At 45.9% G+C, this 12721-nt stretch carries 9 protein-coding genes; all 9 read right to left on the reverse strand.

The features are described from left to right. Positions 1-339: 339 nt before the first annotated feature. A complete protein-coding gene (astD, locus tag DXX93_RS01825) occupies positions 340-1809 on the reverse strand; it encodes a succinylglutamate-semialdehyde dehydrogenase (RefSeq protein WP_116006542.1) in 1470 nt (489 codons plus the stop codon). A gap of 68 nt (positions 1810-1877) precedes the next feature. Then, positions 1878-2894: an arginine N-succinyltransferase gene (astA, locus tag DXX93_RS01830; RefSeq protein ID WP_116006543.1), complete on the reverse strand. Its 1017-nt coding sequence runs from the start codon at positions 2892-2894 to the stop codon at positions 1878-1880. Positions 2895-3020: 126 nt separating this feature from the next. After that, positions 3021-4235: an aspartate aminotransferase family protein gene (locus tag DXX93_RS01835; protein ID WP_116009791.1), complete on the reverse strand. Its 1215-nt coding sequence runs from the start codon at positions 4233-4235 to the stop codon at positions 3021-3023. Positions 4236-4767: 532 nt separating this feature from the next. After that, a complete protein-coding gene (locus DXX93_RS01840) occupies positions 4768-5913 on the reverse strand; it encodes an HDOD domain-containing protein (RefSeq protein WP_116006544.1) in 1146 nt (381 codons plus the stop codon). Positions 5914-6275: 362 nt separating this feature from the next. Continuing rightward, positions 6276-6914 carry an anthranilate synthase component II gene (locus DXX93_RS01845; RefSeq protein WP_116006545.1) on the reverse strand — a complete coding sequence of 213 codons (639 nt, stop codon included), beginning with the start codon at positions 6912-6914 and terminating at the stop codon, positions 6276-6278. A 248-nt stretch (positions 6915-7162) separates the two neighbouring features. Continuing rightward, on the reverse strand, positions 7163-9406 hold the full coding sequence (locus DXX93_RS01850; protein WP_116006546.1) for a TonB-dependent receptor: 2244 nt from the start codon (positions 9404-9406) through the stop codon (positions 7163-7165). A gap of 254 nt (positions 9407-9660) precedes the next feature. Continuing rightward, a complete protein-coding gene (locus tag DXX93_RS01855) occupies positions 9661-10848 on the reverse strand; it encodes a biotin-dependent carboxyltransferase family protein (RefSeq protein ID WP_116006547.1) in 1188 nt (395 codons plus the stop codon). Continuing rightward, on the reverse strand, positions 10841-11635 hold the full coding sequence (locus tag DXX93_RS01860) for a 5-oxoprolinase subunit B family protein (RefSeq protein WP_181902110.1): 795 nt from the start codon (positions 11633-11635) through the stop codon (positions 10841-10843). The genes DXX93_RS01855 and DXX93_RS01860 overlap by 8 nt, the downstream gene beginning before the upstream one ends. Before the next feature lie 28 nt (positions 11636-11663). Further along, positions 11664-12431 (reverse strand): 5-oxoprolinase subunit PxpA, encoded by a 768-nt coding sequence (locus tag DXX93_RS01865; protein ID WP_309545390.1) that lies wholly within the window; start codon positions 12429-12431, stop codon positions 11664-11666. Between the last annotated feature and the right edge of the window lie 290 nt (positions 12432-12721).

Raw genomic sequence — 12721 nt, forward strand, 5'->3', positions numbered from 1 at the left:
CAGTTCCTAATAAGAGGCGAATTAAACGCTAATAAATCATTAGTTAGGTTAAGATTCCGTTATTAAATTCGTAGATAAAATGAATTCAAATAACGTGAATAAGAGGGCGTCAGGTCAGCGAGCGCTTAGGTGTAAAAATTGAGCATGACGAAAGCAAACGCTAACTTGTCGTCAGTGGTTTAGATTTGATCAATACTTTTGAAAAATGCCGGGCGAAAGCCAGCAGTTTGTAGTTGATACGTCAGCTTCATGGTCGATATATTAATCAATCGTATGCCTGTTTACTATACTCTTTTGATGACAAAGAAAGCGGGCATACGAAAGATTAATCAAGATCAATTAAATGCTTAATCCTGGGCTTAATGTGGCAGGCATCGCCACCTTGTCAGCTTCAACAGAAGCCACAGGGTAAGCACAGTAGTCTGCTGCGTAGTATGCCGATGCACGGTGGTTGCCGCTGTCACCAATACCACCGAAAGGTGCCGCGCCGCTGGCGCCGGTGATTTGCTTATTCCAGTTAACAATACCGGCACGAATGCGAGCGAAGAAGTAATCGTAGTCGTCTTTGCTGTCGGCAAGTAAGCCCGCTGACAAACCAAAGCTCGTGTTGTTAGCTTCTACAATAGCCGCATCAAAGTCTGTGTAGCGGAACACTTTCAATAGTGGGCCAAAGTGCTCTTCATCTGGTAATGCATCAATCGCAGTAACGTCAATAATACCCGGTGAGACAAAACCTGTGTCAGCTTCTAAGTGCTTTAATTCAACTAGGCTGTTACCGCCCAGTTCAACTAATTGCGCTTGCGCTGCCACTAAACCTTGTGCCGCTTTGGCTGAAATCATTGAACCAATAAATGGTTGTTCTTCAGCATCGAAATGACCAATTTTGATATTCTTTGTCACTTCAATTAACTTGGCAACAATAGCATCGCCTTGGGCATCGTTTTTAATGAATAAACGACGGGCACAAGTACAGCGTTGACCTGTGGTGATAAATGCTGACTGAATAATCTCGTGCACTGCACCGTCAACATCAGCAACGTCTTTAACGATTAGCGGGTTATTGCCACCCATCTCTAACGCTAGGATTTTACCCGGCTGGCCACCAAATTGTTCGTGTAGCAATTTACCTGTGGTTGACGAGCCAGTGAAGAATAGGCCATCAATTTGTGGGTGACTTGCTAGCGCTTTACCGGTTTCTAATTCACCTTGTACTAGGTTAATCACACCCGCTGGTAAGCCTGCTTTTTCCCAAAGTTGTAATGTGAATTCAGCCACTTTCGGCGTTAATTCACTTGGCTTGAATACCACAGTGTTACCTGCGATTAGCGCCGGTACAATATGACCGTTTGGTAAGTGACCCGGGAAGTTATACGGGCCAAATACTGCCACTACGCCGTGTGGCTTGTGGCGAATAAACGCTTTGGCGCCCGGCATTGGGTTTTCAACGGTACCCGTGCGCTCGTGATAAGACTTTAACGATAGGCCAATTTTACCCATCATTGCCGCCGCTTCTGTGCGGGTTTCCCACAATGGCTTGCCGGTTTCTTCTGCAATGGTACGCGCCATGGCTTCTTTGTTTTCTTCTAGCTGTTTGCCGTACGCTTCAATCACCGCGATACGGTCTTCTAGGCTTTGCATTGACCAGCTAGTAAAGGCAGTGCGGGCTGCGTTAATGGCTTCGTCAACTTGTGCTGGCGATGCTGTGTTACCTTGCCAAATGACTTCGTTTTTCGCTGGGTTTAGCGAAGAAACTTGATGGCCTTGGCCTGCTTGCCATTGACCATTAATAAATTGAATTGCTTGAGTCATGTTTATTTCTCTTTGTATTGCAATCATCTATAGATTGAAAAGTTCGGCTGATCTGAAAAGCGACTGGGTTAGTTTGCGATCAAGCGCACCCAGTCGTCCTCACCAAGATTTAGTGCATCAGCAACGCCGTGGCTGATCACCACTTGTTTCGCCGTTTCACGTATTGACGCTGGCGCTTGTGTCGCCCGGAAACCTTTCACTTTAGTGTTGCAAATAATGTAGTTTGAGGCGTCGTCAACTTCACCAATAATTACTTGGTACTTCTGGCTTTCGGCAACCGTGCGAATGGTATTTTTGTTGGCTTCAACCGTCGGGCCAGCATCAAAAATATCAACGTAACCGCGGCGAGCGAAGCCCTCTGCTTCTAACAAACGCAGAGCTGGAACCGTTTTGTCGTGTACCTTGTTGATCACTTGCTGAGCGTCTTTGCTCAGTAGGTTGACGTAGATTGGGTACTTAGGCATGAGCTCGGCAATAAACACTTTTTTACCGATACCCGTGAGGTAGTCTGCGGTTGGGAAGTCCATCGAGAAGAAGTGCTCTTCAAGCCATGCCCAAAATGGTGAGCGTCCGCTGTCATCAGACACGCCGCGCATTTCAGCAATCACTGTGTCAGAGAAGCGCTCGCTGTGCTCCGCCATAAACAAGAAGCGGAAGCGCGACAGCAAGCGTCCGTTGTTGTTCTTGCGATGTGACTCACTGAGGAACAAGGTGCAAATTTCTGATGCGCCCGTGTAGTCGTTACACAAGGATAGCGTTTCTACGGTGTTGTAAATGCCCAGCTCACGCGAATTGTGAACCACTTTGCCTAAATGATAGTGATAAAACGCATCTTCTAAGCCAACTGCCGCTTCAATGCCGCTGGTACCCACAACTTCGCCGGTTTCGGTGTCTTCCATCACAAACAGGTAGCCTTCGTTACCTGGCTGAGTCACATCAGCAGCAAACGACGACTCAGAGTGAGTAATGCGCTTGGTGAGCAGTTCTTCGTTAACAGGAAGTGATGTAAAACCGTGTCCTGATTCGATAGCGATGCGATGTAAGTCGTCGTAATCGCTGGTTTGAATAGGGCGTATAATAATCATAAATCTGTCTCTGTAGAGAAATAACGCCTGCCGCTGGCAACTGACAGCTTAGGCAAGCGTTATAGGTTGGCTATTAAATTACTGGGCCTTTTTTGTGATGACCCAGTTTTGTCGCTTGAACCGAGCTTACTGGCTTAGCTTAGCAACTGCTTTTTCAAAGCGTGCAAGACCTTCAGCAATGTCTGCATCTGGAATAATTAATGACGGTGCAAAACGCACAATGTTAGCGCCAGCAACTAAAGTCATTACCCCTTCTTCCATTGCGGCGTTTAAGAAGTCCTTCGCGCGGCCTTGGTATGCTTCTGTTAGCACAGCACCGACTAATAGACCTTTACCACGGATTTCTTGGAATACGTTGTACTTTTCGTTAATTGCTTTTAAACCATCAAAGTAAAGCTTTTCTTTTGCTTTTACGCCGTCTAAAACCGCTTGGTCGTTAACCGTATCAAACGCTGCTTCACCAACGGCACACGCTAATGGGTTACCGCCGTATGTGCTGCCGTGCGTACCAATTTTCAGGTGCTTAGCAATCTCAGTTGTGGTTAACATAGCGCCGATTGGGAAACCGCCACCGAGTGCTTTGGCTGACGTTAAAATATCTGGTGTCACACCTAAGCCCATGTAGGCGTATAGTTCACCCGTACGGCCAACACCTGTTTGTACTTCATCGAAGATTAATAGTGCATTGTGCTCGTTACAAAGCTCGCGTACACCTTCAACAAATTCTTGTGTTGGTGAAACAATACCGCCTTCACCTTGTAGTGGCTCCATCATTACTGCACAAGTCTTGTCAGAGATTAGTTCTTTGAATGACTCAAGGTTGTTGTATTCAGCGTGCACGACATCACCTGGCTTAGGACCAAAGCCGTCAGAGTATGCTGCCTGGCCACCAACCGTTACCGTGAAGAAGGTACGACCGTGGAAACCTTGTTTAAATGAGATAATTTGTGACTTTTCAGCGCCAAAGTTATCTAGTGCCCAACGACGTGCCAGCTTTAACGCTGCTTCGTTTGACTCTGCGCCTGAGTTGGCGAAGTAAATTTTTTCAGCGAAGGTGCTATCGACCATTTTTTTCGCTAAACGCAATGCTGGCTCGTTGGTCATGACATTTGATAAGTGCCAGATTTTTTCGCCTTGCTCTTTTAAAGCACCTACTAATGCTGGATGACAGTGACCTAAACAGTTCACCGCGATACCGCCAGCGAAATCAATAAATTCTTTACCTTGCTGATCCCAAACTCGAGAGCCTTCGCCGCGTACTGGAATTACTGCTGATGGTGAGTAGTTTGGCACCATAACATCGTCAAATAACGCGCGGTCGACAGGAAAATGGTTCGACATTTGAATCTCCTCTTCTAGTGGGCTTATCAATAATCTTTTGACCGTGATTCTTGTTGCGTTCAAACCTTGTGTTGAACACTTCACGGCTAAATTTGAGGCCGACAGTATGGCAGAAAAATCCATCAATGTCTTGTTTGTGAAGGTTTCAAAGTCAGTGTATTCAAGGGGTGTAGAGATTTATGCATCAAGAGTGCATAACTATTTTAACGCTTGGAAACTGGCGTAACTCAGGTGATAAAGGGCGTCACTTACTTAGTTGAAAAATTCCACTTATGGCGGGATTTCATAACTAATCAAAAAAAAGTCTGTCGAAAAAGTGTCATTTAAGGGTTTAAACGCGACCTAAGAGAGCAAAGTGTCAGTAAATCAAGCGGAGTGATTCTCATTTAAAGAAAAGAGGCTGTTTTTTATTTTGAGATGAATTTGAGAGGGCGTATAACCCCCTCAAGCTAACCTAGCGCGGTTCACTCGCTGACGGTCGCGAGTGAATCGTTAATATCGCCAATCAAGGCTGATAGGAGTATCTCGCTGGCTAGGCAAAGTTAAGCTTTAAGTGATCGATGTCGGTTTTCTTTAACAAGGCGAGATCTGCTGTGCTAATTTTGGCGACAGCCAGCAATTGCTTTGCTTCAGTGTTATTGATCAGCTCTTCTTTGGCAAGACTGCGTAACATCACATAAGCGTTGGCTTTGACAATGAGCTTGGCTAAGTCACTCATTGCGTTGGTTGTGCGAGCAAAGGCGATATCAAATAAAGGTTCGGTGATCGGTAGGCGATCAAACTTCATTTGTTCAATTAAATCGGCACCTACCTGATACCCTCGTGTACACAGCTGCTCGAGCAAAAGCTCTGGTGATTGGTCGATATTGACAAGCGCGTCGTGTAGGCGTTTGTCTCGATTCTCGTAAGCTTGCTCAATTTCTTGGTTATAAAATTCATTGAATTTAGTTAAAAAACAACGGGTCACTGCTAATGGCCCAACGTTAGACAGCATGCCTGCTGTGAATGCGCGATACCAATCAATACCTTGTGCTTCAGCCAGCGCACGAGTTGCCAGCCCAACCGCTAAACTGTTGTTCCACAGCTTGCGCTTTAACAAGGGGTAGGGGGGAGTGCTTATTGGTAGCCAATGTTTGAGAATAAAGGTTGGCATGACGAGCTTTAAATTTTCTAACCCGATGTAATTAATGGCCAGACTGGCATCTGTCACCTTGACATCAGCACGTTTGCGATATTGTGGCTTATTGACCAAGTTTATGGCGTCTTTTGATAGCCAACGTAAACTGCCGACAAGCGGTGTTACGCGTTTCAATGAAGCAGCACGCAGCGACAACAGTTCAAGAATAGCTGGCGCGGCATCGTCAATGGCAAGAAATTCCTGATAAAAGCGCTCTTTGTTTTCAAACTCGGTATTGAGCTCTGAGGAGACTTGCTGAAAAAAGCGATTTTTCACTTGATTGCGATAATGTTGCTCACCGTGCTCTTTGATCGCTTTTTCCTGGTTAGTTTGCTCTTCTACGGCGAGTAGCTCTCGGCGACGGTTTGCCTGCTCACTGTCTTGGCGATTCGCCTTGATCAAAGTGCCAGTGAGTTTGTGTGCGAACTCTTTTTTTATACACAGGGCAATATAGCGCTGGTAAAGGAGCCAAGTTGTATCGTGCTGTTCAAAAAGCTGCATGTAGGGTGATGATTATTAAATCTAATGGTGATTATAGTTAGAGCGTGTTGAACTTTCAGGGTTGTTTTTGCAGCCGCGTGTTTGGTTTTTACACAAGGCGGAGCAGGTGTCGTGTAGTTGTGCTACATAAACCCTGTGACAACGCAGTAGAAAAGCCAAACAAGCGCTGCCCCTTTTGTTTTTGGGTGGGTTCATCTAAACGCTTGCTGCTCTTTGTTGCTCGATTTTTACATAGAACGACTATGCTGTAAATCGAGCGCCGTGATCAGAAAGCGTTTAGACTGAACAAAATTCAACCTCGAAAGGTCAATACGCTCTGGTATTATTATCGACTAGCGCAATAAATTCATGAGGATATTGTGCTAGCTGTGCTGTTGGTATTTTGCCAAGAAATTGTTCAGGAGTATATGCCCTTGCTCGGTCAACACGGATTCAGGGTGAAATTGTACGCTGGCAATGGGCAAGCTTTGGTGCTCTAACGCCATAATTTCCTCGAATTCATCGTCGCTACTATCTGCCTTGCCACTATCAGCCTCATCACTGAGAGTTGAGTTAGTCGTTGTCCAAGCGGTTACTTTTAAACAATCTGGCAAGCTATCACGGTTGACAATCAGTGAGTGGTAACGCGTCACTTCTAATGGTTGATTGAGGCCGTCAAACAAACCTGTGCCAGTGTGGCGTATATAACTGGTTTTGCCGTGCATCACTTGTTTCGCTCGTTCTACTTTAGCGCCAAAGTGCTGCGCAATGGACTGATGGCCCAAACAAACACCAAGTATTGGAATTTTTCCCGCAAACTCAGCAATGGCGGATAGTGATATGCCGGCTTTATCGGGATCGCATGGGCCAGGAGATATCACTAAGTATTCAGGCGCCAGTTCGGCGATTTCATCAAGGCTGATTTCATCGTTACGAGCAACTTTTACGATTTGCCCCAGCGACTGAAAATAGTGCACTAGATTAAAAGTAAAAGAATCATAATTGTCGATCATTAACAGCACAGGAAAACCTCAGTATGTAGGGCAAAGTGTTTAGCGCGAAGCGAAAAGCAGCGCTATTTTATACGCAAGTTAACGTTTGATGCGAGTGCTAAGGTAAGCCTTTAGCGACTAAGGCTGATATGATTGAGTGATAACGGCGAATACCAGATGAACGTTAGGCATTCGCCGCTACGCAGGATTAGTGCGCCAATCACGCACTAATCATTAGGCTCACAAGCGTGAGTGGGGCTGTTTTTACCCGCGTGGTATTAGTAAGTTACGTTGTAGCTTAGCGTAAATGTAGTGCCTTGCGCGTGATAGCTGTCTCTAAACGCAAAATCACGAACTAAGCTTTCGATTTGATCAAGTGCAGGGTTTGCTGGCAGATCAATTTGGCCGTAAACACTACCGCTACCTTGTTGGGCATAAGTCGGTAAGTAAACGCGATCAAATAAGTTTTTAACACCGAGTGCAAAGTTTCCTACATCAGTGTGGTAATACATCGAAACATCAACGGTTGTATAGCCTTCAACACCCGCGCCGTAATATTGATAGCCTTCAAACGTGCCAAAAGCACCGTTTTGCGGAATGGCAAGGTTAACTTGGTCGCCCGCGCCGCGTGAGCCAATGTGATTAGCCTGAATGTTAGCGCCAAGGTGGTCAGTGAATTCGATGTTGGCGTATAAGGTTGCTTTGAATGGGCTTAAACGCGAATGGTTCAAGTCAATCCAGCCATTGGTTGGATGGCGATATTCTCCTTCACTGTGACTTAGCGTACCGCCAATATCTAAGGTATCACTCACACTGTAAGCAAAACTAAACTCTGCGCCGTAAGTGCGTTCATCGCGCGTCACTAAGGCGTCGATGGCATCAGGATTAAACGTTTGGCTTAAATCATACGTGAGTCTTGGGTCGACTTGTTGCAATGAGGCGTAAATAACTTGATCCGTAATGTCGACATAGCTTTGTGCGTGTTCGGCATCCGTGTAGTAGAGGCTTAAATCAAAGCTGAACGCGTCAATTTGGCCACGTAAACCCAGTTCAAAGTTATCGGCTTCAACCGGCTTTAGCGCTTGGCGGTAGTTATCAACATCGTTAACATTGATAGAGCGCAAGCGACGTAGATCACCTAAACCGTAGCCTTGTGAAAATGAACCATAAATTTCGGTATCTGTGAAGCGGTACACAGCGCCAACATTAAATACGGTTTTGTTGTAGCTTAACTCGCCGCCATCAATTTGCTGACCAAAGAACGGCGCATCGCCGTAGCGACCTGTCGCGACATAACTCGGTACATCTAAGTCAAAATTCTCGTAGCGTGCACTGACTTGCACCATAAAGTGATCAAAATTGAATTGGTACTCTGCAAACGGTGCCAAGTTGGTTTGCTCGACATCGCAAATTTCACAAATACCGCGACTGCTGTGCTGAGTTGTTTCGTCAATTTGATAATCGATCCCGTACGTAAACACGTCTTGTGCACGTGGCAAGGAAAGTGGCTGGGCAGCAAATCGGAAGGCGAACTTATCAGATTCTACTTTTACCGTGTTCGCTTGCGTGTTTTCACTGTTGGCAACGCTAAGCTCAATATTGACTTTGTGATTTGATAATTTTTGATGGTTAAACTCAAGTTGCAGGTACTGGTTTTCGCTATAAGGGGCATCGCCAGTAAAAGGCTTGGTTGGATCAACGACGACCACATTGTCGAAGATAGTTTTGCGACCAAAACTTAACTCGTTCTCTAACTTGCGGTAATGGGCATTGAGCGCTAAATCGGCGTCTTGATTGAATTGGTAAGTGAATTTCAATAGACCATCAATGTCTTTTAACTCACCCAAGCCACCACGACCGGCTGGATCTGAGGGAATTTGATCGCTATTACCATCAAATATTTCACCACTGTCACGCCAATTCAGCTGGCCAAGATACGAGAACTTATCGACAGTGCCTGACACACGTTGGTTAAATTGATAACCGTAAGAGTCTGCATCATGGATAGAGCCATCAAATTTTACTTGGCTCCAAAATTCAATGTCTTGACTGCTGGCTTGGTGAGTCACTAAATTGATAACACCTGCTGATTCACCGTTGCCGTAAACCGCACTCGCGCCGTGAATAACTTCAATACGCGCAATGTTTTCAACCGAAATAGAAGCGAGTACCCGGCTGGTTTCACGCAGTGAGTTAGAGACTACGATACCGTCGATCATCACGATGGATTTTCGACCGCGAAATCCTTGGTAAGTACTGGACAGCATTTGGGTTTCTGGGCTGTAGCTTGGCACTAGATTGGCGAGTAGTGAAGAAACATCGGCACTGACCGCAGCCTGTGCCTGAATTTCATCTTGGCTGATCAGCTGTACGGTACCAGGTAGGGAAGATACCGGGACTTCAAATGGTTTCGCGGTAATTTCAATGACTTCAATATCTGAAGGTGGCGTTGCTGCGATACTCGTTGCTGAGAAAAGAGAGACTATTGCTAGTGAAATAGCGTTGAGATTCAGTGTTTTCACAATTTTCCTTGTTATTTTTTTCTATCTGTGAAGAGTCAAGGATTAACCCAGTGCATGAGGGCGCGCAGTAATCCTTCACTCATATTTGCAAATGACAATTGATATCATTCGCGTGTGGATATTACTTGATTGTTAGTCGATAACTGTAAATAAATGTAAATGTGCTTGAATTTCTTTAGCTTACACAAGTAACTAGATAAGCAAGAGGTGAAAAAAAGTGGTGCGCAAGTAAAAACCGGTGCTTATTTATGATGTTAGCGACCAAATCGCTGATAAAAAGCGTTCAGCTGTGCCTGAGCTTGCGCCAGGTTGATTGGTTGAAAACGCATTTTTTGCCCCGGCTTGAGCTGCGCTAATCTAAAGAGGTCGGTTTTCATCACTGTGCCGATGCTCGGGTAGCCGCCGATAGTTTGCCTATCTTTCATCAGGACAATCCACTGCTCAGCGCTGGGTAATTGAATCTGGCCGTAGACCACGGGCTTGGAAATATTGCCTGATACATCGGCAAGTGCTTGGTATGCAGACTTTATTGCGCCGTTTGGTGATTGAAGGTTAACTCGATAACCCATTTTGTTTGAGCTGGTGTCGATTGAAAAAGTTTGCGCAAGCAGTAACGCTTGGGGTGTGGCACTTAATTGTTGCCAATAGGTGTTGGCAATAAATCTCGCGACAAAGGGCTGCTCGCGCCCCGCTAGTGAGTAAAAATTGCTATAAGACGTTTGATTTTTAACGACTTGTTTTGTTTTGACCTGTTTTATTGTGACTTTCTTTGTGGTGAGTTGTTCGCTGCGCACTGGCACTTTTTCGCTTTCGCGCAGAGCTGTTGTCGTTGACGTTGCCGCGAAATAGTCGGTAATGGGAGCTGCGCTCAGTTTGTTGTTTGTGCTTTGTGAAGACAATTTAGCGATAGCACTATTAAACCAATTGTCGTGTTTAAAACCACCTGCAACACTCAGATAGGCATAGTTTCCCACTTTAAGCGGCGCAATGCGCAGGATATCGCCAGCTTGTGCGGTGATCACCTGCCAAAAATCTTTAGTCTCTTGGTTTAGCGTTAGATCTGCCTTTGGTGGCGTGAATTCCGCTGCTGCTTGTGTCGCCGTTTGTCGCTTGTTTACCGCCGCGTTTGCGCCCGTCACCACGAGCTGGCAAGTATGGTGAATCGCGATTTCAATATTGCCCAGTAATACTTCGAGCGCGGCTTCTTCCGCTTGATTGCCGACGAGGTGGTTTGCTTGCAATAGCGCATATTCATCCGCCGCACCTGACGCTGATACCCCAAACTGGCTTGATTGTTTGCGCCCCAAATCTTGCAAGCACACGCGCTCAGCCCCTTGGGTAACGGTGAAAAGCTTGAGTGCCTTAGCGTTTACTTTATTGGTGACTTTAGTGCTTGTTTTAGTGCTTGTTTTAGTGCTGGTTTTAGCGTTTGGCTCAGTCATGTTGCGTTGGCTCACTTGTTGACTCGCTTTCAAGCGCGATGACTCCACCAAGCTGCTCAAACTCTGCCAGTGAAATCCCTTGAAAGCGCACGGTATCGCCAGTATTTATCAGGCTTTCTATACCTTCATCTGTAATTTGATAAAGCGGGATTGGGCATTGCCCAATAATATGCCAACCGCCGGGGCTGGCGTCTGGGTAGATAGCCGTTTGTTCACCAGCAATGGCAATCGCGCCTGCGGGCATCTGTTTTCTGGGCATACTTTTTCTTGGCAGTCTCAGTTGTGAGTCAATACTGGCTAGATAAGCAAAGCCGGGGGTAAAACCTAGCGCATAGGCGTAATAATCCAGCTCGCTGTGTTTAGCGATAATGGCTTGCTGGCTCAGGCCTGTCGCTTGCATCACGTAGGGAAGATCCCAAGCTGCTTGCTCGCCATAATAAGCTGGAATGGTGATGACTCTAGGTGTAGGTTGTGCTTGGTTATTTACAGTGCTGTTTACTAGGTTATCCGCTGCGCCTTGAGCGCTATTTTCTTGGTCACAGCTCGCTTGGATAACATGCTCGACAAGCACGCGTAATTGCTCGGCAGACAGTAATTGGTAGCGATAGCTAAGCAGCAGGGAATTAAAGCTAGCGAGTGACTCAGTAATGTAGTGGCTAAGTTTATTTTCTAGCTGTGCTTGCAGGCATAGAATACCTTGGTGTTGGTGACGGCACACTTGTTCAGGCCAGAGCAAAAGCAGGGCATCTTCACTGATAAAATCAAATTGAATATCGCTGGCTGACATGGGTATGTCTCGCATGTTAATAGTGCTGTTAGTGAATACTTGCTAGTTTTTTGGCTATCGCCAGTGCATTGTCGGTATCTGAGTGTACACAGATAGTATCTACCTGCAAACTCAGTGGCTTGCCGGTTACACTGGTTAACTTGCCAGTTTGAGCTAGCTGGGTTACACGGGCAAAAATAGTTTGAGGATCACTAAGCACGGCATTGCCTTGAGTGCGAGGCACCAATAAACCATTGTCTTGATAATTGCGGTCGGCGAAAGCTTCAAATCGTAGATTCAGATCATATTGTTGGGCAATTTGTTGCCAATCCTGGGTGTTGGGCAATGCTTGGATAACCAGCACTAAGTTGGCGTCAAACTGGCTGAGGGCTTGGCACAGGGTTTCAAATAAAGCCAAATCGCGCATCATATCGTTATAGAGTGCGCCATGCGGTTTGACAAACTCAAGTTGGGTGCCGTTGACTTGACAAATGCCCTGCAGTGCACCTAACTGATAGTGCAGCTGCGCAATCAGTTCACTGGCTGCCATTTTCATTGAGCGGCGACCAAAGCCTTGTAAATCAGGGTAGCTTGGATGTGCGCCAATACTTACCTGATGTTTAACAGCAAGCGCTACGGTTTGTTGCATTACCACAGGGTCGCCAGCGTGAAAACCGCAAGCAATGTTGGCCTCATCAATCAGCGGCATGACATCCGCGTCTCGCCCCATTTGCCATTGGCCAAAACTCTCACCTAAATCACAGTTAAGCTTAATTTTTTTTACGCTACGATCGCACATTTCTTCTGGGTTACACACTTTGTTTCTACCGCAATGAATTGTTTATACCGCAATTAAGTGGCTGGTGCGACAATTTGTCACATCGTCTCAATGCCGTGGCAGCGGTATGCTGATAACCAATCAACGCATTCACTTGTGTGTTTTATTTGCTCTTCCTTACAAATATGCATCGTTAACGAACTAACTTTGGAGTTAAAGTTGGCGCTGGTGTTAAGGCTTGCAAAGCAAGCGAGGCGCCATTAGCCTCTGTCTGGGTGTAGAATTGAGTGCATCGCTCTATATGTATTGGCATAAGGGCATAGTGCATT

It is taken from the genome of Thalassotalea euphylliae, assembly GCF_003390335.1.
Taxonomy (GTDB): Bacteria; Pseudomonadota; Gammaproteobacteria; order Enterobacterales; family Alteromonadaceae; genus Thalassotalea_F; species Thalassotalea_F euphylliae_B.

Coding starts and splice junctions, on each gene's coding strand:
- astD (WP_116006542.1), bottom strand. CDS start 1,809: ATGACTCAAGCAATTCAATTTATTAATGGTCAATGGCAAGCAGGCCAA.
- astA (WP_116006543.1), bottom strand. CDS start 2,894: ATGATTATTATACGCCCTATTCAAACCAGCGATTACGACGACTTACAT.
- DXX93_RS01835 (WP_116009791.1), bottom strand. CDS start 4,235: ATGTCGAACCATTTTCCTGTCGACCGCGCGTTATTTGACGATGTTATG.
- DXX93_RS01840 (WP_116006544.1), bottom strand. CDS start 5,913: ATGCAGCTTTTTGAACAGCACGATACAACTTGGCTCCTTTACCAGCGC.
- DXX93_RS01855 (WP_116006547.1), bottom strand. CDS start 10,848: ATGACTGAGCCAAACGCTAAAACCAGCACTAAAACAAGCACTAAAACA.
- DXX93_RS01860 (WP_181902110.1), bottom strand. CDS start 11,635: ATGTCAGCCAGCGATATTCAATTTGATTTTATCAGTGAAGATGCCCTG.